The organism is Pseudomonas sp. Z2-11 (assembly GCF_054161305.1).
In genome coordinates, this window is record NZ_CP096395.1 from 5814228 (window position 1) to 5834586 (window position 20359).

21 protein-coding genes are annotated in these 20359 nt (G+C 62.5%); 11 read left to right on the forward strand and 10 right to left on the reverse strand.

The window, feature by feature from the left end; genetic code table 11:
- Positions 1 to 21 precede the first annotated feature (21 nt).
- From M1E16_RS25900 to M1E16_RS25915, 4 genes are read left to right on the forward strand one after another with little or no spacing between them, the layout of a single operon-like run.
- The gene (locus M1E16_RS25900) at positions 22 to 456 is read left to right on the forward strand and encodes a DUF4426 domain-containing protein (RefSeq protein ID WP_458128711.1); all 435 of its coding nucleotides are present in this window, start codon (positions 22 to 24) and stop codon (positions 454 to 456) included.
- Positions 453 to 1049, forward strand: a complete 597-nt coding sequence (gene rdgB, locus M1E16_RS25905) for an RdgB/HAM1 family non-canonical purine NTP pyrophosphatase (RefSeq protein WP_186612071.1) — start codon at positions 453 to 455, stop codon at positions 1047 to 1049. Before M1E16_RS25900 ends, rdgB begins: the two co-directional genes overlap by 4 nt.
- Entirely contained in the window at positions 1046 to 2245 is a 1200-nt protein-coding gene (hemW, locus tag M1E16_RS25910; RefSeq protein WP_434696526.1) for a radical SAM family heme chaperone HemW, read from the forward strand. The genes rdgB and hemW overlap by 4 nt, the downstream gene beginning before the upstream one ends.
- An 18-nt stretch (positions 2246 to 2263) precedes the next feature.
- Positions 2264 to 2587 carry a DUF3392 domain-containing protein gene (locus tag M1E16_RS25915; RefSeq protein ID WP_014340681.1) on the forward strand — a complete coding sequence of 108 codons (324 nt, stop codon included), beginning with the start codon at positions 2264 to 2266 and terminating at the stop codon, positions 2585 to 2587.
- Between the two features lie 145 nt (positions 2588 to 2732).
- Here M1E16_RS25915 and trmB read toward each other — a convergent pair whose 3' ends face one another.
- The 3 genes from trmB to thiS are packed head-to-tail and all read right to left on the reverse strand — an operon-like array spanning position 2733 to position 4516.
- A complete protein-coding gene (gene trmB / locus M1E16_RS25920) occupies positions 2733 to 3458 on the reverse strand; it encodes a tRNA (guanosine(46)-N7)-methyltransferase TrmB (RefSeq protein WP_458128712.1) in 726 nt (241 codons plus the stop codon).
- A gap of 9 nt (positions 3459 to 3467) precedes the next feature.
- The gene (locus tag M1E16_RS25925) at positions 3468 to 4262 is read right to left on the reverse strand and encodes a thiazole synthase (protein WP_305498159.1); all 795 of its coding nucleotides are present in this window, start codon (positions 4260 to 4262) and stop codon (positions 3468 to 3470) included.
- Between the two features lie 53 nt (positions 4263 to 4315).
- The gene (thiS, locus tag M1E16_RS25930) at positions 4316 to 4516 is read right to left on the reverse strand and encodes a sulfur carrier protein ThiS (protein WP_434571171.1); all 201 of its coding nucleotides are present in this window, start codon (positions 4514 to 4516) and stop codon (positions 4316 to 4318) included.
- A gap of 259 nt (positions 4517 to 4775) precedes the next feature.
- On the opposite strand from thiS, the gene M1E16_RS25935 reads away from it, so the two are divergent.
- On the forward strand, positions 4776 to 6740 hold the full coding sequence (locus M1E16_RS25935) for an acyltransferase family protein (protein ID WP_458128713.1): 1965 nt from the start codon (positions 4776 to 4778) through the stop codon (positions 6738 to 6740).
- 3 nt (positions 6741 to 6743) lie between these two features.
- Here M1E16_RS25935 and M1E16_RS25940 read toward each other — a convergent pair whose 3' ends face one another.
- Complete coding sequence (locus M1E16_RS25940; protein WP_434654952.1) at positions 6744 to 7115, reverse strand: DUF423 domain-containing protein; 372 nt, start codon at positions 7113 to 7115, stop codon at positions 6744 to 6746.
- 73 nt (positions 7116 to 7188) lie between these two features.
- Here M1E16_RS25940 and mtgA point away from each other — a divergent pair, with 73 nt between their 5' ends.
- Positions 7189 to 7911 carry a monofunctional biosynthetic peptidoglycan transglycosylase gene (gene mtgA, locus M1E16_RS25945; RefSeq protein WP_458128714.1) on the forward strand — a complete coding sequence of 241 codons (723 nt, stop codon included), beginning with the start codon at positions 7189 to 7191 and terminating at the stop codon, positions 7909 to 7911.
- Positions 7912 to 8105: 194 nt separating this feature from the next.
- Here the strand turns inward: mtgA and rpoH are convergent, their stop codons facing one another.
- The 4 genes from rpoH to ftsY all read right to left on the reverse strand — a co-directional run bounded on the left by rpoH (position 8106) and on the right by ftsY (position 12193).
- Complete coding sequence (gene rpoH, locus M1E16_RS25950; protein WP_305498153.1) at positions 8106 to 8960, reverse strand: RNA polymerase sigma factor RpoH; 855 nt, start codon at positions 8958 to 8960, stop codon at positions 8106 to 8108.
- A 112-nt stretch (positions 8961 to 9072) separates the two neighbouring features.
- Positions 9073 to 10095, reverse strand: coding sequence for a permease-like cell division protein FtsX (ftsX, locus tag M1E16_RS25955; RefSeq protein WP_305498152.1), 1023 nt, complete (start codon positions 10093 to 10095; stop codon positions 9073 to 9075).
- A complete protein-coding gene (gene ftsE, locus M1E16_RS25960; protein ID WP_024778908.1) occupies positions 10092 to 10763 on the reverse strand; it encodes a cell division ATP-binding protein FtsE in 672 nt (223 codons plus the stop codon). The genes ftsX and ftsE overlap by 4 nt, the downstream gene beginning before the upstream one ends.
- Positions 10760 to 12193, reverse strand: a complete 1434-nt coding sequence (gene ftsY, locus M1E16_RS25965; RefSeq protein ID WP_458128715.1) for a signal recognition particle-docking protein FtsY — start codon at positions 12191 to 12193, stop codon at positions 10760 to 10762. Before ftsY ends, ftsE begins: the two co-directional genes overlap by 4 nt.
- Positions 12194 to 12536: 343 nt before the next feature.
- Between ftsY and M1E16_RS25970 the strand changes: the two genes are divergently transcribed.
- Genes M1E16_RS25970 through M1E16_RS25985 form a run of 4 tightly spaced genes read left to right on the forward strand, consistent with a single transcriptional unit; the run spans position 12537 to position 17012 of the window.
- On the forward strand, positions 12537 to 13892 hold the full coding sequence (locus M1E16_RS25970; RefSeq protein WP_434654946.1) for a M16 family metallopeptidase: 1356 nt from the start codon (positions 12537 to 12539) through the stop codon (positions 13890 to 13892).
- The gene (locus M1E16_RS25975) at positions 13885 to 15375 is read left to right on the forward strand and encodes a M16 family metallopeptidase (protein WP_434627350.1); all 1491 of its coding nucleotides are present in this window, start codon (positions 13885 to 13887) and stop codon (positions 15373 to 15375) included. Before M1E16_RS25970 ends, M1E16_RS25975 begins: the two co-directional genes overlap by 8 nt.
- On the forward strand, positions 15375 to 15986 hold the full coding sequence (gene rsmD / locus M1E16_RS25980) for a 16S rRNA (guanine(966)-N(2))-methyltransferase RsmD (RefSeq protein ID WP_305498147.1): 612 nt from the start codon (positions 15375 to 15377) through the stop codon (positions 15984 to 15986). Before M1E16_RS25975 ends, rsmD begins: the two co-directional genes overlap by 1 nt.
- Before the next feature lie 21 nt (positions 15987 to 16007).
- The gene (locus M1E16_RS25985) at positions 16008 to 17012 is read left to right on the forward strand and encodes a hydrolase (RefSeq protein ID WP_458128716.1); all 1005 of its coding nucleotides are present in this window, start codon (positions 16008 to 16010) and stop codon (positions 17010 to 17012) included.
- Positions 17013 to 17196: 184 nt separating this feature from the next.
- Here M1E16_RS25985 and M1E16_RS25990 read toward each other — a convergent pair whose 3' ends face one another.
- Positions 17197 to 18051 carry a sulfurtransferase gene (locus M1E16_RS25990; protein ID WP_458128717.1) on the reverse strand — a complete coding sequence of 285 codons (855 nt, stop codon included), beginning with the start codon at positions 18049 to 18051 and terminating at the stop codon, positions 17197 to 17199.
- A 34-nt stretch (positions 18052 to 18085) separates the two neighbouring features.
- The gene (locus tag M1E16_RS25995; RefSeq protein WP_305498144.1) at positions 18086 to 18757 is read right to left on the reverse strand and encodes a TetR/AcrR family transcriptional regulator; all 672 of its coding nucleotides are present in this window, start codon (positions 18755 to 18757) and stop codon (positions 18086 to 18088) included.
- A gap of 149 nt (positions 18758 to 18906) precedes the next feature.
- Between M1E16_RS25995 and M1E16_RS26000 the strand changes: the two genes are divergently transcribed.
- On the forward strand, positions 18907 to 20337 hold the full coding sequence (locus M1E16_RS26000) for a coniferyl aldehyde dehydrogenase (protein ID WP_458128718.1): 1431 nt from the start codon (positions 18907 to 18909) through the stop codon (positions 20335 to 20337).
- Positions 20338 to 20359 lie beyond the last annotated feature (22 nt).

Below are 20359 nucleotides of genomic sequence, written 5' to 3' on the forward strand. Positions count from 1 at the left end.
CGGCCTTTTCAGGAGCACGACATGAAACGTCTAGCGTTGTTCTTAATCACCACCTGCCTGAGCGTGGGCGTCATGGCCGCCGACGTCATCAAGGCCGAGCGCAAGGAAGTGTTCGGTGACGTGACCGTGCACTACAACACGTTCAATTCCACCTTCCTGACACCCGACATCGCCAAGGCCGCCGAACTGATCCGCAGCAAGAACCAGGGCGTGATCAATGTATCGGTACTCAAGGGCGGCAAGCCGTTGATCGCCCAGGTCAGCGGCACGGTGAAGGACCTGACCAGCAAGACAGTCACCCTCACCTTTCGCCAGGTCACTGAACCAGGCGCGATCTATTACATCGCCCAGTACCCGGTGGACCAGCAGGAAACCCGGACCTTCGAGATCAAGGTGCAGACCGGCGACAAGATCAACACCATCAACTTCAACCAGGAACTGTTCCCGGGCCAATGATGAACCTCACCCAACTCGTGCTGGCCAGCCACAACGCCGGCAAACTCAAGGAACTCCAGGCCATGCTCGGCGGATCGGTGCAGCTGCGCTCGATCGGGGAATTCAGCCAGGTCGAGCCGGAAGAAACCGGCCTGTCGTTCGTCGAAAACGCCATCCTCAAGGCGCGCAATGCCGCGCGTATTTCCGGCCTGCCGGCGCTGGCCGATGACTCCGGTCTGGCGGTTGATTTCCTCGGCGGCGCGCCGGGCATCTACTCGGCCCGTTACGCCGATGGCAAAGGTGATGCGGCAAACAACGCCAAGCTGCTTGAAGCCCTCAAGGATGTGCCCGAGGCCGAACGCGGCGCACAGTTCGTCTGTGTGCTGGCCCTGGTGCGCCACGCCGACGACCCGTTGCCGATCCTCTGCGAAGGCTTGTGGCACGGGCGCATCCTTACCGAGGCCAGCGGCGAGCACGGCTTTGGCTATGACCCATTGTTCTGGGTACCCGAACGCAACTGTTCCAGCGCCGAGCTGGGGCCGGTGGAGAAAAATCAACTGAGCCACCGCGCCCGCGCCATGGCCCTGCTGCGTCAACGCCTGGGCCTGCAATGATCGACGACGCTCCCGCACCGCTGATTCATGGCGGTGTACAAACGCCCCGGGCCCCGCTACCGGAGCTGCCGCCCCTGGCGCTGTATATCCACATCCCGTGGTGCGTGCGCAAATGCCCGTATTGCGATTTCAACTCCCACACCGCAAGCCCGCAGTTGCCGGAAGAGGAGTATGTCGACGCTCTGCTGGCCGACCTCGACCAGGATCTGCACGCGGTTCATGGCCGGCCGTTGAGCTCGATCTTTTTTGGTGGCGGTACCCCGAGCTTGTTCAGCGCCCGGGCCCTGGGCCGATTGCTCAAGGGTGTCGAGGCGCGGATAGCGTTCGCCCACGACATTGAAATCACCCTGGAAGCCAACCCCGGCACGTTCGAGCAGGAAAAATTCGTCGCCTACCGGGCGTTGGGCATCAATCGCCTGTCCATCGGTATCCAGAGCTTCCAACAGGCCAAGCTTGAGGCCCTGGGGCGGATCCATAACGGTGACGAGGCGGTGCGCGCCGCCGGTATGGCTCGCCAGGCCGGCTTCGACAACTTCAACCTGGACCTGATGCATGGCCTACCCGACCAGTCTCTCGACGACGCTTTGAGCGACCTGCGCCAGGCCATCGCCTTGAAGCCAACCCACCTGTCCTGGTACCAACTGACGCTGGAGCCGAACACGGTGTTCTGGAACCAGCCGCCGACCTTGCCGGAAGACGATACGCTGTGGGACATCCAGGAAGCCGGGCAAGCGCTGCTCGCCGAGCATGGCTACGCCCAGTACGAAGTCTCGGCCTATGCCCAGCCCGGACGGGCGGCGCGACATAATCTCAACTATTGGAGCTTCGGCGACTTCATCGGTATCGGTGCCGGTGCCCACGGCAAGCTCAGCCATCCGGACGGGCGCATCGTACGCACCTGGAAGACCCGTTTGCCGAAGGATTATCTCAACCCGGCCAAGCGCTTCCTGGCCGGGGAAAAGAGCCTCGCCAACGAAGAGCTGCCTTTCGAGTTCCTGATGAACGCGCTGCGCCTCACTGAAGGCGTGCCGTCGCGGCTGTATCCGCAGCGCACCGGGCTGACCCTGGAAAGCCTGGCCGAAGGCCGGCGCGAAGCCGAACAAAGCGGGTTGTTACAGGTCGAACCGTCACGTCTGGCGGCGACCGAGCGCGGACAGCTGTTTCTCAACGACCTGCTGCAAAAATTTCTGAGCTGATCAAAACAAGGAAATCGAATGGATCTGGTACTCGACCTGCTCGCCACCGTGTCCCGCTGGAGCCGCAGCAACCTGTCGGAAATCTCCCTGGCACTGGTAGGCTGCCTGCTGGTGTTGTTTGGCGCTGACATCAAGGGCTGGGTCGAACAACGCCTGGGCAGCATCGCCGGCGCCTTGCGCGTCCCGCTGATCGCCCTGCTGTGCATGATCGGCAGCGGCGCCGCGCTGATCTACGCCACGCCGTGGATCGTCCGGGGCTTGAGCCAGTTCAACAACTACAGCCTCGCGCCGGTGTTGCTGGTGGTTTTGGTGCTGATCGGCGTCGTGGCGGATCGGCGCTGAGCCGACAGACACCACGAAACACATGTGGGAGCGGGCTTGCTCGCGAATGCGGCAGAACATTCAACATCCATGTCGACTGCTACACCGCTTTCGCGAGCAAGCCCGCTCCCACAGGGGATCCCATTTCAGCAGGGATTTCTGATGTTTAGGCCAACTTCTCGAACTTCAAATCCCAGACCCCATGCCCGAGCCGTTCGCCACGGCGTTCGAACTTGGTAATCGGCCGTTCCGCCTGACGCGGGACGTAGCGGCCATCTTCGGCCAGGTTGCGGTAGCCCGGCGCGACGTTCATCACTTCCAGCATGTATTCGGCGTACGGCTCCCAGTCGGTGGCCATGTGCAGCACACCGCCGACCTTCAACTTGCTGCGCACCAGTTCAGCGAACGATGCCTGGACGATCCGGCGCTTGTGGTGGCGACTCTTGTGCCACGGGTCCGGGAAAAACAGCATCAGCCGGTCGAGACTGTTGTCGGCCACGCAGCGGTTGAGCACTTCGATGGCGTCGCAATCGTAGACCCGCAGGTTGGTCAGGCCTTGAGTCAGTACGCCGTTGAGCAACGCACCGACACCCGGACGGTGCACTTCCACGCCGATGAAATCCTGGTCCGGCGCGGCCGCGGCCATTTCCAGCAGCGAATGGCCCATGCCGAAGCCGATTTCCAGCGAGCGTGGCGCCGAGCGGCCGAACACCTGGTCGAAGTCCACCGGCGCGTCGGCCAGCGGCAGGACATACAACGGCGCACCCTGCTCCAGGCCGCGTTGCTGGCCTTCAGTCATGCGCCCGGCGCGCATCACGAAACTCTTGATGCGGCGGTGCTGGCGCTCTTCGCCTTCTTCCGGGAGGACCGGCGTGTCGTTCGATTCAGTCATCAATGGCTCTTACTTGATCAGACCATCCAGCGGCGAGGATGCGCTGGCATAGAGTTTTTTCGGCATGCGCCCGGCCAGGTAGGCCAGGCGACCGGCAACGATGGCGTGTTTCATGGCTTCGGCCATCAGCACCGGCTGCTGGGCGTGGGCGATGGCGGAGTTCATCAGCACCGCTTCACAACCCAGTTCCATGGCGATGGTGGCATCGGAGGCGGTGCCGACACCGGCATCCACCAGCACCGGGATCTTCGCTTCTTCAAGGATGATCTGCAGGTTGTACGGGTTGCAGATCCCCAGGCCCGTGCCGATCAGCCCGGCCAGCGGCATGACCGCGATGCAGCCGATTTCCGCCAGCTGACGAGCGATGATCGGGTCATCGCTGGTGTAGACCATCACGTCGAAACCTTCCTTGACCAGGGTTTCTGCGGCCTTGAGGGTTTCGATCACGTTGGGGAACAGGGTTTTCTGGTCCGCTAGCACTTCCAGCTTCACCAGGTTGTGACCGTCGAGCAGCTCACGGGCCAGGCGGCAGGTGCGCACAGCCTCGATGGCGTCGAAGCAACCGGCGGTGTTCGGCAGGATGGTGTAGCGATCCGGCGGCAGGATATCCAGCAGGTTCGGTTCGCCCGGATTCTGGCCAATGTTGGTCCGACGCACGGCGACGGTTACAATCTCGGCACCCGAAGCTTCAATGGCCTGGCGGGTCTCTTCCATGTCGCGGTACTTGCCGGTGCCTACCAGCAGACGCGACTGGTAAGTACGACCGGCCAGGACGAAGGGCTTGTCGCTACGAACGATGCTCATGGGAAATCCTCTGTTGGGGTGAGGTTCTTGCGAATGCTGCGAAATCGCGGCGACTAACCGCCGCCGATGGCGTGGACCACTTCGACGTTGTCGCCATCATTCAACGTGGTGTCGGCGTGCTGGCTGCGCGGGACGATATCCAGGTTGAGCTCCACCGCGACGCGGCGTCCGGTGAGTTCCAGACGGGTCAGCAGGGCCGCGACGGTTTCGCCGTCGGGCAGTTCAAGGGGTTCGCCGTTCAACTGAATGCGCATGCCGGATGCCGCCATCATTTTTAGGGGCTGGCATTCTAGCCCGATCAGTCTGGACGACCCAAGCCATTCGTCATGAAATGGACCAGCCGGTCAGCCCGGCCGCCAGGCGGGGTCCGTGCGAAGAGCCGTGGGCGTTTGAAGCCTCGGACTGATTCCGCAACAAATGCGCCGCCCAGGCAGCGCTGTCCGGTCTATATTTTCGGTCCCGCATGGACGCATCTATCAAGCACAAGGAGGACCTGTGCCCAGCGTCCATACAATGCCAAACATCCCCGCTATCGATGGCCTGCGCGCCGTCGCTGTCCTGAGCGTGATCATTTTCCATGCCGATTTCCTGAAACTGCCCGGAGGTTTCACCGGGGTCGACATGTTCTTCGTCATCTCGGGCTACGTCATCAGCCAATCGTTATACACCCGCTCCGACATCAGCTTTTCGGCTTACCTGGCGGACTTCTACCGGCGACGCTTCCTGCGCATCGTCCCGGCCCTGCTGGTGGTTCTGGTGGCGTGCGCCCTGGTCTCGGCGATGTTCGTACCCCAGGCCTGGCTCAGTGCGCAGAATGATCAAACCGGACTGGCGGCCTACTTCGGCCTGAGCAACTTCACGCTGGCGTGGAACACCGACACCTACTTCTCGCCGGCCGCCCAGCTCAATCCCTATACCCACACCTGGACGCTGGCCGTCGAAGAGCAGTTCTACCTGGTTTTTCCCCTGGTCTACTTCGTCTGGCTGCGTTTTCGCCAACGACACAGTCTCGCCTGGGCCTTGCTGCCCTTGCTCGCGCTGGCCTCGCTGGCATTCAGCGTGGTGCAGACAGAGCAAAGCCCTCTCGAAGCGTTTTACCTGTTACCCAGCCGATTCTGGGAACTGGCATCCGGGGCGGTCCTCTTTCAACTGGTGGCCACAGGACGCTTGCAACTGACCTCTGCGGCGACGCCTGCCGTGCTGTTCGCTGGGCTCGCCCTGGTGTCAGGCGGGTTGATTTTCGCCGACGCGAAACACTTTCCGTTTCCTTGGGCCGTGCTGACCGTCGCTGGCACCCTGCTGGCCCTGGCGGCCGTAGTACAGAAAACCAATACCCCCTCGCTGCTGCGTCTTTTGCAATCGAAACCCGCGACCTATGTCGGTCGGTTGTCCTACTCGCTTTACCTTTGGCATTGGCCGGTGCTGGTGTTCCTGCGCTGGACCATTGGCCTGGAGCAACTCGCCATACAGCTGGCCTATCCAGTGATCGTCGCGGCACTCGCCGGCGCCTCCTATCACTGGGTCGAGACACCGCTGCGCACCGGCCGGTCGCTTTTTCAACGCCGCGCCTGGATCACAATTGCCTCATGCCTGGCGGCGCTCGGCCTGTCCTGGTCAGGTGCTCGCTGGATGAGTGAAAATCCTGAGGTACTGTCGCTGAGCCAGACCAGCGACACCTATACCTGGTTCTCCAGGAAATTACCGCAAGGACCGGCCAGCGAGCCGATCAGCGACCCATCGCTGCAAGGCCGCCAACTGTTCGTGTTTGGCGATTCGCACGCGGCGGCATACCGCACCCTGCTGAGCCTCGTCTCGCGACAGCTGGGTATCAGCGTTGTGGAATACGAGCGCGGCGGCTGCGCGGTGGTCAGCCTCATGGCACCCGACCCACAAGGCGCCTGCACCCGAGCCAGGAATGAAGCCCTGCGTGACATCGAAGCGCGGGCAAAACCCGGTGATATCGTTTTCCTCGCCTCCCTGCGGATGCCGGAACTGGCAGGGCGCGACTGGGTACGTGGCGATGAAAGCGTGCTAAGCGAGGCCCTCGCCGAACTGTCCCCAGAGCAGGTCGACGGAGCCCGCCGCAGCGCAGAAGCAACGCTGAAGCGGCTGATGAATGCCGAGGTGCGGGTACTGATCGATGCCCCCATGCCGCTGTTCAAGGCGCCAGCCTACCGCTGCTCGGACTGGTTCAATCGGATGAATCCGATCTGCGCGCCTGGTTTCACCGTCGAGCGGGATCAGATCGAGCAGCTGCGAGCGCCACAAATGGCCTTGCTGAAGCATTTAACCCTTGAGTATCCGCTGCTTCGCGTCTGGGATCCGCTGCCGCTGCTGTGCCCGGGCTCCACTTGCTCGGCTTACGACGACGGTCAACCACTTTTCCGCGACGGCGATCACCTTAGCGGATACGGTAACCGCCTCCTCGCGCCATCGTTCATCCAGGTCCTGCTCAATGGCTGGAGGCGCGCGACGTGACCGTCAGGCCAGACGCCAGGCGGCAAGACCGAGGAAAAGCCAACCCAGCAGAAACGCCACACCACCGAACGGCGTGATGATGCCCAGCTTGCTGATGCCAGTGAGCGTCAACAGATACAGGCTGCCAGAGAACAACAGGATACCGATGACAAAGGAAATACCGGCCCAGGTGACGATACGCCCGGGGATGTGCGTGGCCAGCAATGCGACGCCGAACAGCGCCAGGGTGTGCACCAGTTGGTAGGTGACGCCAGTGTGGAAAATCGCCAGGTAATCGGCGCTCAGACGGCTTTTCAGACCATGGGCGGCGAATGCTCCCAGCGCTACGCCGGTGAAACCGAAAAAAGCCGCCAGCATCAGAAAGCTACGCAACATGGGAACTCCAGTCAGACTCGGGGGACAGGGTCTGTATAATGGCCCGCTCGACGGGTTCGGCCAAGCCATCTCTATGCTGCGTACATTGTTTCGACGATTCGTTAAAGCCCTGCTCTGGTTCGCCGTCGGCAGCGTTGCGCTGGTGCTGCTGTTTCGCGTGGTACCGCCACCGTTCACCGCGCTGATGATCGAGCGCAAGGTCGAATCCTGGTTCGGCGGCGAGCCGATCGACCTGCAGCGCGACTGGCAGCCCTGGGACCAGATCTCCAATAACCTCAAGATCGCGGTGATTGCCGGCGAGGATCAGAAGTTTCCCGAGCACTGGGGCTTTGACATCGGCGCGATCCAGGCGGCGTTTGCCCATAACGGGCGCGGCGGCTCGATTCGAGGCGCCAGTACCCTCAGCCAGCAAGTCTCCAAGAACCTGTTCCTGTGGTCGGGCCGCAGCTGGCTGCGCAAAGGGCTGGAGGCGTGGTTCACCGCGCTGATCGAAGTGTTCTGGCCCAAGCAACGGATTCTCGAGGTGTACCTCAACAGTGTCGAGTGGGACGACGGCGTGTTCGGGGCTGAAGCGGCCGCGCGGCATCATTTTCGTGTAGGCGCCGGGGCCTTGTCCCGGCAACAGGCCAGCCTGCTGGCGGCGGTACTGCCCAACCCGCGAGTGTGGAGTGCCAACCGGCCGAGCCCTTACATACTGCGACGCGCCAGCTGGATCCGGCAGCAGATGAGCCAGTTGGGCGGTGATGGTTATCTGCTGGAGCTTGACCGCGCGCGCCGCGCGCCGTGGGCTAAGTAGTCAAGAACGCTGAAGATCCATTGTGGGAGCGAGCCTGCTCGCGAATGCTGGGTATCAGAACATAAATGTGGGCTGACACACCGCATTCGCGAGCAGGCTCGCTCCCACAATAGGGCGCATCGAGTCCAGCATCACACAAACAAAAACGCCCCGATCATCACTGGTCGGGGCGTTTTTCATGCCGGTAACGCGAGTCAAGCCGCGATCGACACCTTGAGCTTGTTCATCGCACTTTTCTCAAGCTGGCGAATTCGCTCGGCCGACACGTTGTACTTCTGCGCCAGGTCGTGCAGCGTGGCTTTCTCTTCAGCCAGCCAGCGCTGATAAAGAATGTCACGGCTGCGCGCGTCCAGCACTTCCAGCGCTTCGTGCAGGTTGGTGTTGGAGTTGTCGCTCCAGTCGGCGTCTTCCAGTTGACGCGCCGGGTCGTACCGGTGGTCTTCCAGGTAGTTGGCCGGCGATTGGAAAGCGCTGTCGTCGTCGGCCTCGGCGGCCGGGTCGAAGGCCATGTCATGGCCGGTCAGGCGGCTTTCCATCTCGCGCACTTCCCGGGGCTCTACGCCCAGGCTTTCAGCCACGCGATTGACTTCTTCGTTGTTCAGCCAGGCCAGACGTTTCTTCTGGCTGCGCAGGTTGAAGAACAGCTTGCGCTGGGCCTTGGTGGTCGCGACTTTCACAATGCGCCAGTTGCGCAGGATGAACTCGTGGATTTCCGCCTTGATCCAGTGCACGGCGAACGACACCAGCCGCACGCCCATTTCAGGGTTGAACCGCTTGACCGCCTTCATCAGGCCGACGTTGCCTTCCTGGATCAGGTCGGCCTGGGCCAGCCCGTAGCCGGAATAGCTGCGGGCGATATGTACGACAAAACGCAGGTGGGCGAGCACCATCTGCCGAGCCGCCTCAAGATCCTGCTCATAATAGAGACTCTCGGCCAGTTCACGCTCCTGCTCGGGCGTCAGCAATGGAATGCTGTTCACCGTGTGCACATAGGCCTCAAGGTTCGCACCCGGGACTAGAGCATAAGCAGGTTGCAAAGAAGTGGTCATACGAAAAAACCTCCGACTCACATAACTCGTGCAGTTCAGCACTGCGAAAATTGACCGGGAACCGTAGGACAAGTTCCCACAAAAACTGAAAGGTCAATACGCGCAAAAAATACTATTTTGGAGCAAGCTCACGCAGGTGGCGTGCTACCGCAATCCATGCACCGATATAACCCAACAGCACCGCGCCAAGCAAGAGCGACACGCCGTCGGCGACTGGCACACCGGCCAGTGAAAAATCACTGCCGTACAAACCGGCCAATCCCACTACCGCATCGTTCAGCCAATCCAGGCCGAACGCCAATACCCCCCAGGACAGGATCCCGGCACCGAAGCCATACAGTGCCCCCATGTAGAGGAAGGGCCTGCGAACATAACTGTCCGTACCGCCGACGAGTTTAATCACTTCTATCTCTGTGCGGCGGTTTTCAATATGAAGACGAATGGTATTGCCTATCACCAAAAGTAATGCAGAAACCAGAAGCACCGTCAGACCAAAGACAAACCGGTCGCCGAGCTTGAGTATCGCCGCAAGACGCTCGACCCAGACTAGATCAAGTTGGGCCTGTTGTACCTTGGGCAGTTCCGAAAGTCTTTGTCTTAATGCTTCAAGGGTGGGCTTGTCGACCTCGTTCGGGGTCACCAGCACCACGCCCGGCAGCGGGTTTTCCGGGAGTTCCTTGAGGGCCTCGCCCAGGCCGGATTGCTGCTGAAACTCTTCGAGCGCCTGCTCGCGCCCGACGTATTCGGCGTCGGCTACGCCCGGCATGGCCTTGATCTGCTCACGCAACGCCTGCCCTTCGCCTGGTGTCGCGTCCAGTTGCAGATAGAGGGAGATCTGCGCCGCGCGCTGCCAGGAGCCGCCCAGGCGCTCGACATTATTAAGCAGTAATGACAGGCCCATGGGCAGGCTCAGGGCCACGGCCATCACCATGCAGGTAAAGAAGCTGCCGATGGGCTGCTTGCCCAGGCGCCGCAGGCTGTCGACCAGGCTGGCGCGATGGCTTTCGATCCAGGCGTGCAGCAGCGTGGCGAAATCCGGGCCGTCGTCATCGTCGCGTTTCTTTTTCTGCGGCTGCGGGTCGGAGGCCTTGGGAGCCACGCGCTCGGCCACTTTCGGGCTACGGGTTGCGCTCATACACCCGCCTCCCCGTCGCCGATCAGTCGACCGCGCTGCAAGGTGAGCATGCGATGACGCATCCGTGCGATCAGCGCCAGGTCGTGACTGGCGATCAGCACGCTGGTGCCCAAACGGTTGATATCTTCGAATACGCCCATGATTTCCGCCGCCAGTCGCGGGTCGAGGTTACCGGTGGGTTCATCCGCCAGCAGCAAGGCCGGGCGGTGGACGATCGCGCGGGCGATACCGACGCGCTGTTGCTGGCCGGTGGACAGGTCGCCAGGATACAGGTCGGTCTTGTCCGACAGCGCTACACGCTCCAGTGCCGAGTCCACGCGCTTGTTGATCTCGGCCTTGGACAGCCCGAGGATCTGCAACGGCAGCGCCACGTTGTTGAACACTGTGCGATCGAACAGCAATTGGTGGTTCTGGAACACCACACCGATCTGCCGTCGCAGATAGGGAATCTGGGCATTGCTGATGGTGCTCAGGTCCTGGCCGGCCAGCAGCAGCTTGCCGGTGGTGGGCCGTTCCATCGCCAGCAGCAGGCGCAGCAAGGTACTTTTACCGGCGCCGGAATGGCCGGTGACAAACAGAAACTCGCCCCGACGGACCCGAAAGCTCAGCTCATGCAGGCCGACGTGACCGTTCGGATAGCGTTTACCGACCTGTTCGAAACGAATCATGAATGCTCCCGCTCGGCAAACAGTGCCTGGACAAAAGGCTCGGCTTCAAAGGTGCGCAAGTCGTCGATGCCTTCGCCCACGCCGATGTAACGAATCGGCAAGCCGAATTGCTTGGCCAGGGCGAAGATCACCCCGCCCTTGGCGGTGCCGTCCAGCTTGGTCAGGGCCAGCCCGGTCAGTTCGACGGTCTGGTTGAACTGTTTGGCCTGGTTGATGGCGTTCTGGCCGGTGCCAGCATCCAGCACCAGCAGCACCTCGTGAGGCGCCTCGGCGTCGAGCTTGCCGATGACCCGGCGGACCTTCTTCAATTCTTCCATCAGGTTGTCTTTGGTGTGCAGGCGACCGGCCGTGTCGGCGATCAACACGTCGATGCCACGGGCCTTGGCGGCCTGCACGGCGTCGAAAATCACCGAGGCGGAGTCCGCACCCGTGTGCTGGGCAATGACCGGGATCTTGTTGCGCTCACCCCACACCTGCAACTGTTCTACCGCGGCGGCGCGGAAGGTGTCGCCAGCGGCGAGCATGACTTTTTTGCCTTCGAGCTGAAGCTTCTTCGCCAGTTTGCCGATGGTGGTGGTCTTGCCGGCGCCGTTGACGCCGACGACCAGGATCACGAACGGCTTGTTCTGCGAAGCAATCACCAGCGGCTTTTCCACCGGTTTGAGCAGGCTGGTCAGTTCGCCTTGCAGGGATTTGTACAACGCGTCGGCATCGGTGAGCTGCTTGCGGGCGACCTTCTGGGTCAGGCTCTGGATGATGACGGAAGTGGCCTCGACGCCGACATCGGCGGTCAGCAGGCGGGTCTCGATGTCTTCCAGCAACTCGTCATCGATGACCTTCTTGCCGAGGAACAGGCTGGCCATGCCTTCGCCAATGCTGGCGCTGGTCTTGGACAGGCCCTGCTTGAGGCGGGCGAAGAAGCCGACTTTGTTTTCTTCGGCGCTGCGCGGCGGCTCGACCAGAGCCGGAACCTCAGCCGTTACAGCCTCTGGCTCAGGGGCGGGCTCAGGAGTGGCAGGCGCAACGACAACCGGAGTCTCGGCAATGGGCGCCTCGACCGGTTGCGTCGAGGCCGGAATCGGTGGGGTGACATGCGCAGCCTGCTCATCGTCGACCAGCCCGACCGGTTCTTCGGCCACGGGCAAGGTCAGCCAGGGCGTTTGCCCGGCGGGCGGGGTCAGTGGCTGCTCGGCAACCGGCTCGGCGGTAACCTCAGGCTCGACCGGCTGCAGCACCGGTTCGGCAATCGGCAGGACGATCGGCGCAGTCTCTTCCACTGCGGTCTCGGCCACAGTCTCGGCGGCCGGCTCTGGCGGCAGTTGCGGCTGCTCGACGACGGTTTCCTGCGGCTTCTTGCGCAGCCATCCGAACAGGCCTTTTTTCTCGCCAGCCGCAGCTGGGGTCTTCTTGTCGTCGTTGGAACCAAACATGGAGGACGGCTATCTCACGGTAGCGACGCGCCAGGCAGGCGCCTCGGTGATAAATATTCGATGCTGAACAGACTGCGTTTCATCCAGCTTGTTCACGCGCAACATTTTGTAGAGTTGTCTCGCGGACAACTCAAGTCGCTTTTTTCGAAGGACTGGTGGGACATTTTCGGCGAAAACATCGGGAACAGCAGGTAAACCCGAGGCTTCTTCCGCAAATCCAAACAGCCACGAGCCGATAAAAGGCCCGATAGGCGTGGCCGCCAGTAAAACGGATCAGTATCCTAGCACCTCCTCGCCCGCCGAGGCTAAGGCCAAGCGGGCAGTCCAACAGGTTTAAACACGAATGAATGCTCTTGCCCGCCGCGCCGCTGGCCTGCTGCTCAGCACAGTTTGTCTGCCCTTTTCCGCCCTTGCTGCCGACCCGCAACCTACCCATGAATTTACCCTCGACAACGGTTTGAAGGTCGTAGTGCGCGAGGATCACCGGGCTCCGGTGGTCGTGTCCCAGGTCTGGTACAAGGTGGGCTCCAGCTATGAAACGCCGGGCCAGACCGGCCTGTCCCACGCCCTGGAACACATGATGTTCAAGGGCAGCGAAAAAGTCGGTCCCGGCGAAGCGTCGTTGATCCTGCGCGACCTTGGCGCCGAGGAGAACGCGTTCACCAGCGATGACTTCACCGCCTATTACCAGGTACTGGCCCGGGATCGCCTGGGCGTGGCCTTCGAGCTTGAGGCCGATCGCATGGCCAGCCTGCGCTTGCCGCCGGAGGAGTTCAGCCGCGAGATCGAGGTCATCAAGGAAGAGCGCCGCATGCGCACCGATGACAAGCCCATGTCCAAGGCCTACGAGCGATTCAAGGCCATGGCGTACCCGGCCAGCGGCTACCACACGCCGACCATCGGCTGGATGGCCGACCTGGACCGGATGAAGGTCGAGGAGCTGCGCCACTGGTACGAATCCTGGTATGCACCGAACAATGCGACCCTGGTAGTGGTTGGCGACGTGACACCAGACGAGGTCAAGACCCTGGCCCAGCGCTATTTCGGCCCGATTGCCCGGCGCGCCGTGCCGGCGGCGAAAATCCCGCTGGAGCTGGCCGAACCCGGTGAGCGCAAGATTACCCTGCATGTACAGACCCAACTGCCGAGCGTCATGCTGGCATTCAACGTGCCGAGCATCGCCACGGCCACCGATAAAGTCCCGGTCAACGCCTTGCGGCTGATTTCCGCGCTGCTGGACGGCGGTTACAGCGGCCGGATCCCGGCCCAGCTGGAGCGCGGCGAAGAATTGGTGTCCGGCGGCTCGTCGAACTACGACGCCTACACCCGTGGCGATACCCTGTTCACCCTGTCGGCGACACCCAACACGCAGAAAAACAAGACCCTCGCCGAGGCCGAAGCCGGCCTGTGGCGCTTGCTCGAACAACTGAAGACAACCGCCCCCACCGCCGAGGAACTGGAGCGCGTCCGCGCCCAGGTGATCGCCGGCCTGGTGTATGAGCGCGACTCCATTACCAGCCAGGCCACCGCCATCGGCCAGCTGGAAACGGTCGGCCTGTCCTGGAAGCTGATGGACACCGAGCTGGCCGAACTGCAAAGCGTGACCCCGCAGGATATCCAGAAGGCAGCCCAGTTGTATTTCACCCGCTCGCGCCTGAGCGTCGCGCACATCCTGCCCGAGGAGAAAGCTCATGAGTGAGCGCAAATCACCGCGCCTGGTGCTGATCGGCCTGGTATTGATCGCCGTGGTCGGCGCGCTGGCCTTTTACCTGTCGCCATCGACCAGCTCCAACGCCAGCCAGGCACTGGACAAGGCCAAGTCCGGCAACAAGCTGCAATCGCTGGCTGAACTGGACGGCAAGGCGCCCAGCCATCGCCAGCTCGACGTGCAGACCTGGAAAACCGCCGACGGCGCCAAGGTGCTGTTCGTCGAAGCTCGCGAATTGCCGATGTTCGACCTGCGCCTGACCTTCGCCGCCGGCAGCAGCCAGGACGGCGACGCACCGGGTCTGGCGCAGTTGACCAACGCGATGCTCAATGAAGGCGTGGCCGGCAAGGACGTCAGTGCCATTGCCGAAGGCTTTGAAAGCCTCGGCGCCGATTTTGGCAACGGCGCCTTCCGGGACATGGCCGTGGCTTCGCTGCGCAGTCTCAGCGCTGCCGACAAGCGCGAGCCGGCGCTGAAGCTGTTTGCCGAAGTTGTCGGCCAGCCGACCTTCCCCGCCGACTCCTTCGCGCGCATCAAGAACCAGATGCTCGCCGGTTTCGAGTACCAGAAGCAGAACCCCGGCAAACTGGCGGGCCTGGAACTGATGAAGCGCCTGTACGGCGACCATCCGTATGCGCACTCCAGCGACGGCACGGCACAGAGCATCCCGCCGATTACCCTGGCCCAGGCCCGGGCCTTTCATGCCAAGGCCTATGCCGCCGGCAACGCGGTGATCGCCCTGGTGGGGGACCTGTCCCGTGCCGAGGCCGAAGCCATTGCCAACCAGATATCCGCCGCACTGCCCAAGGGCCAGGCCCTGGCGAAAACGCCGCCACCGGTGGAGCCGAAAGCGAGCGTCCACCATATCGAGTTCCCGTCCAAGCAGACCAACCTGATGCTCGCGCAACTGGGCGTCGACCGCGACGATCCGGACTATGCCGCCGTGTCCATGGGCAACCAGATCCTCGGCGGCGGTGGCTTCGGCACGCGGCTGATGACCGAGGTCCGGGAAAAACGCGGCCTGACCTATGGCGTCTATTCCGGCTTCACGGCGATGCAGGCTCGCGGCCCGTTCATGATCAGTCTGCAGACCCGTGCCGAGATGAGCGAAGGCACGTTGAAGCTGGTACAGGATGTGTTCGCCGATTATCTCAAGAACGGCCCGACCCAGAAGGAGCTCGACGACGCCAAGCGCGAGCTGGCCGGCAGCTTCCCGCTGTCGACCGCGAGTAACGCCGACATCGTCGGTCAGCTCGGCGCCATGGGCTTTTATGACTTGCCGCTGAGCTACCTGGAGGATTTCATGCGCCAGTCCCAGGCGCTGACGGTCGAGCAGGTCAGGACCGCGCTGAACAAACACCTGAGCACGGACAAGATGGTCATCGTCACCGCTGGCCCGACCGTGCCGCAAAAGCCGTTGCCGGCCCCCACTGACAAACCTGCCGAGCAGCCGCTCGGGGTTCCGGAGCATTAATGGCCCGTCCATCCAATTCCAGCAAGAAACCCGCGCACAACGGGGTTAACCAGTTGCGCATCATCGGCGGTGAGTGGCGCAGCCGGCGCTTGAGCTTCCCCGATGCCCCGGGCCTGCGGCCGACGCCGGACCGGGTGCGCGAAACCCTGTTCAACTGGCTCGCGCCGTATGTGGCGGGTGCCCGGGTGCTCGACCCGTTCGCCGGCAGTGGCGCGCTGTTTCTCGAGGCCTTGTCCCGTGGCGCCGCCATGGGCCAGGCGCTGGACGCCAGCAGCCTGGCGGTCTCGAGCCTGAAAGAACACCTGGGCACGCTGCGTTGCACCGTCGGCCAGGTGCAGACGGCGGATGCGCTGCGCTATCTCGACAGCCAGCCCGCGACACCTTTCGACCTGGTCTTCCTCGACCCGCCGTTCAACCAGAACCTGTTGCCGGCCGTCTGCGCGTTGCTCGAGGAACGGCAATGGCTGGCCGACGATGCCTGGGTCTACACTGAAAGCGAGACCGCCCCTTCGACCCTGGGCTTGCCGGCCAATTGGCGCCTGCATCGCGAGCAGAAATCCGGGCGGGTGTATTACGCATTGTGGCAACGTACGGCAGAGGCCGTTGGCTGAACCGCTGACCGTGCACCGAGAATGATCGTGTCCTGCGCACCTGAACGCTTCATACCCGCCCCAGGCCTTGGCAATCCGCACCTGCAGACATTGTGGGGCCCATTGTGGCGTAAAACCGTTCACATCGATCGCGAACGTGAGCGCCTCTGGCTGGACGATGGTGATTTCCTCGACCTCGACTGGCATGGCCCGCATAGCGCCGAAGCACCGCTGGTGCTGGTGCTTCATGGGCTGACCGGTTCCTCCAACTCACCCTACGTTGCCGGCCTGCAACGCGCGCTCAATGCTCAAGGCTGGGCCAGCGTCGCCCTGAACTGGCGTGGTTGCTCGGGCGAGCCGAACCTGCTGGCTCGCAGTTATCATTCCGGCGCCAGCGAAGATCTCGCCGCGGCTATCGCCCATCTGCGGGCCCGACGCCCCTTGGCGCCGCTGTTTGCGGTGGGCTATTCGCTGGGCGGAAATGTGCTGCTCAAGCATTTGGGGGAAGCCGGCAATGACAGCCAGTTGCAGGGCGCAGTGGCGGTCTCGGTACCGTTTCGCCTGGACCAGTGCGCCGACCGCATCGGACAGGGCTTTTCCAGGTTCTACCAGGCGCACTTCATGCGGGAAATGGTCGCCTACGTGCGCAACAAGCAACGCCAGTTCCAGCATGACGGACGCGACGAAGGGCTCGCGACCCTGGCAGCTCTGGGCTCGCTGGACAACATGCGCACCTTCTGGGATTTTGACGGCCGGGTGACAGCGCCGCTGCACGGCTTTTCCGACGCAGCGGATTACTACCGGCGCGCGTCCAGCCGCTATTTCATGGCGGGAATCAGTACACCGACGCTGGTCATCCAGGCCGCCGACGACCCTTTTGTATTCCCCCACAGCCTGCCCGAACCCGGCGAGTTGTCGGCCTCGACCCACCTGGAACTGCACCTGCGGGGCGGGCATGTGGGATTTGTCGACGGAACCCTGCGGCGCCCGGGGTATTACCTGGAACGGCGGATTCCCGGTTGGCTGGCTAGCCTGGCACAAGGCTGAGCGTAGCAATGGTGGAAAGAGAGTCTGCAGGACTACACGAATCCCCTTGTGGGAGCGGGCTTGCTCGCGAAGGCGGTGGTTCAGCCAGTACTCATGTTGGATGTGCCGACGCCTTCGCGAGCAAGCCCGCTCCCACAAAGCTCGCTCCCACATTGATTTCGGGTGTCTCGTTATTCGCTATTCGCTATTCGCCCTTCGCCACGCCCCGCTGGGGATCGTTGATCCACTCGCTCCACGAGCCGGCATACAACCGTCCCAGCGGATAGCCCGCCAGGCACAAGGCAAACAGGTTATGGCACGCCGTCACGCCGGAGCCGCAGTAAGCCACCAGCTCGGTGGGCGGGCGCTCGCCCAGTTTTTCAGCGAAACGCAGCTTGAGTTGATCGGCCGGCAAGAAGCGTCCATCGGTCCCCAGGTTGTCGGTGAATGCTGCGCATGACGCGCCCGGGATATGCCCCGCCACCGGGTCGATCGGCTCGACTTCGCCCTTGAAACGCGGCAGCGCCCTGGCATCCAACAGGGTCATGTCCGCATCACCGAGGCGTTGCTGCAACGCCTGCGCACTGAGCAGCAAGTTCGCGTCCGGCGCGCCGCTGAAAGTCCCGCGAGCAGTCTGCGGCGGATCCAGGCTCAGGGGCAGGCCGGCCGCATGCCAGGCCTTGAGCCCGCCGTCGAGAATATGCACGCCATCGCGTTTGCCCAACCAGGCCAGCAGCCACCAGGCCCGGGCGGCATAGGCGCCGGGGCCGTCGTCATACAGCACGACCTCGTTGTCATTGTTGATCCCCCAGGCCCGGAGACGCTCAACCAGCGCCTCGGGCTCCGGCAGCGGATGACGTCCGGTGACGCCCTTGATGACCGGCCCGCTCAGATCCCGCTCAAGGTCGACGAACGACGCGCCGGCGATATGGCCCTCGGCGTAACTGCGCTGGCCATAGTCCGGGTCCTCCAGGGCAAAACGACAATCGAGGATCACCAGCCCGGGCTGTGATCTCCGCTGTTCCAGGGCCTGAGGGCTGATGAGTTGCGCGATGGGCATGGTGAGCTCCTGTGGCTGAATCGAGGGGTCCGATCTACTGCCCTTCCTCCAGGGTCTGGGCCAGCGGGACATAAAATTCTTTGAACAGCGCATCTACCGCTTCGCGGGCCTGCTCGGTCACAAACCCCGCCTCGAGCACCAGCACCTGATACACGCCGCGCTTGATCGCCTGTTCGCTCAGGTGGTTGGAGTTTTCGCGCGTGGTGCAGAGGAACCGGACCCAGGACGTGAGGACAATCCAGGCATTGAGGGTCAGGGACTCGATCTGGACGCGGTCCATCGCCAGGATACCGGCGTCGACGAAGCCTTCGTAGATAGCCGTGCCATGGATCAGGCAGCGTTGGGAAAAGCGTCGGTAGCGAGCCGCCAGTTCCGGGTCGCTGTCGAGCAGGTGCTCCAGGTCCCGGTGCAGGAACCGGTAGCGCCACATCGCCGAAAGCAGTTCCTGCAGGTAGAAACGCTTGTCGTCCACCGTGGCCGCCCGCCCCTGGGGTGGCCGCAGGAAGCTGTCCACCAGGTTTTCGTATTCGCTGAACAGCACGGCGATGATCGCCTGCTTGTTGGGGAAGTGGTAATAAAGATTGCCCGGGGACATGTCCATATGGGCGGCAATGTGATTGGTGCTGACACTGCGCTCACCCTGCCGGTTGAACAACTCCAGGCTGTTCTGCACGATGCGCTCGCTGGTTTTTATTCGTGGGGCCATGGCTTGGGCTTAATTCGAAAAATCATGTGATGGGCATCTTACGACCTATCGGTCACGGGAGAAAACCCACGCCATCGCGGAGGCGGCATTTGACTTTTTAGAGCACAAGCTCTAGAAATCCACCATTCCAACAATAATCCGGTGCCGACATGCCAGCCGACGTTGCTTACCTGCACCAGTCTCAACAGCAGCTGGATGAAATTCGGACGATCTTCGAGGCCCAGCGCCGTGCTTTCGCCGCTCATCCCATGCCAACGGCCGAGCAGCGCCGGCAGTGGCTCAAGGCATTGCGCGAATTGTTGAGCAACGAACGGCAAGCCCTGATCGATGCGATCAGCCAGGACTTCAGTCACCGCAGCGCCGACGAAACCCTGCTGGCCGAGCTGATGCCGAGCCTGCACGGCATCCATTACGCCAGCCGCAACCTCAAGGGCTGGATGAAACCTTCCCGGCGCAAGGTCGGCGTGGCCTTCCAACCGGCATCGGCCAAGGTGATCTACCAGCCATTGGGCGTAGTCGGGGTCATCGTGCCGTGGAATTACCCGCTCTTCCTGGCCGTGGGCCCATTGGTCGGCGCCTTGTCAGCGGGCAACCGGGTCATGCTCAAGCTCAGCGAGGCGACCCCGGCCACCGGGCTGCTGCTCAAGCGACTGTTTGCCCGTATCTTTCCCCAGGACCTGGTGTCGGTGGTGCTGGGCGAGGCTGACGTCGGCATTGCATTCTCCAGGTTGCCGTTCGATCACCTGTTGTTCACCGGCGCCACCAGCATCGGCAAACATGTGATGCGTGCCGCCGCGGAAAACCTCACCCCCATCACCCTCGAGCTGGGTGGCAAATCACCCGCCATCGTGTCCGACGACGTACCGCTCAAGGACGCCGCCGAACGCATAGCCTTCGGCAAGACCCTGAATGCCGGGCAGACCTGCGTCGCGCCGGATTACGTGCTGGTACCGCAGAGCCGCGTCGGAGCGTTCGTCGAGGCGTATCGCGAAGCGGTCCGCGGGTTTTATCCGACGCTGGCGGACAACCCGGACTACACCGCCATCATCAACGTTCGCCAACTGGCGCGGCTCAACGGCTACATCGGCGACGCCACTAGCAAAGGCGCGCTGCTGATCGAGCTGTTCGACCAGGGCCAGGGACGCCGCATGGCCCACAGCCTGTTGCTCAATGTCACGGATGACATGACGGTGATGCAGGATGAGATCTTCGGCCCACTGCTGCCCATCGTGCCGTATGAAGGCCTGGACCAGGCTTTTGCCTACATCAATCGGCGGCCTCGTCCGCTGGCGCTCTACTACTTCGGCTACAACAAGGCCGAACAGCAGCGAGTACTCAATGAAACCCATTCCGGCGGCGTCTGCCTGAACGACACGCTGCTGCATGTGGCCCAGGACGACATGCCGTTCGGCGGCATTGGCGCCTCGGGGATGGGCCACTATCACGGTCACGAGGGATTCCTGACCTTCAGCAAGGCCAAGGGCGTCCTGATCAAGCAGCGCTTCAACGCCGCCAGACTGATTTATCCGCCCTATGGCAAGCCTTTGCAGAAGCTGATCCAGAAGCTGTTCATCCGCTAACAAGCGTCTCTCGGGTAATAAC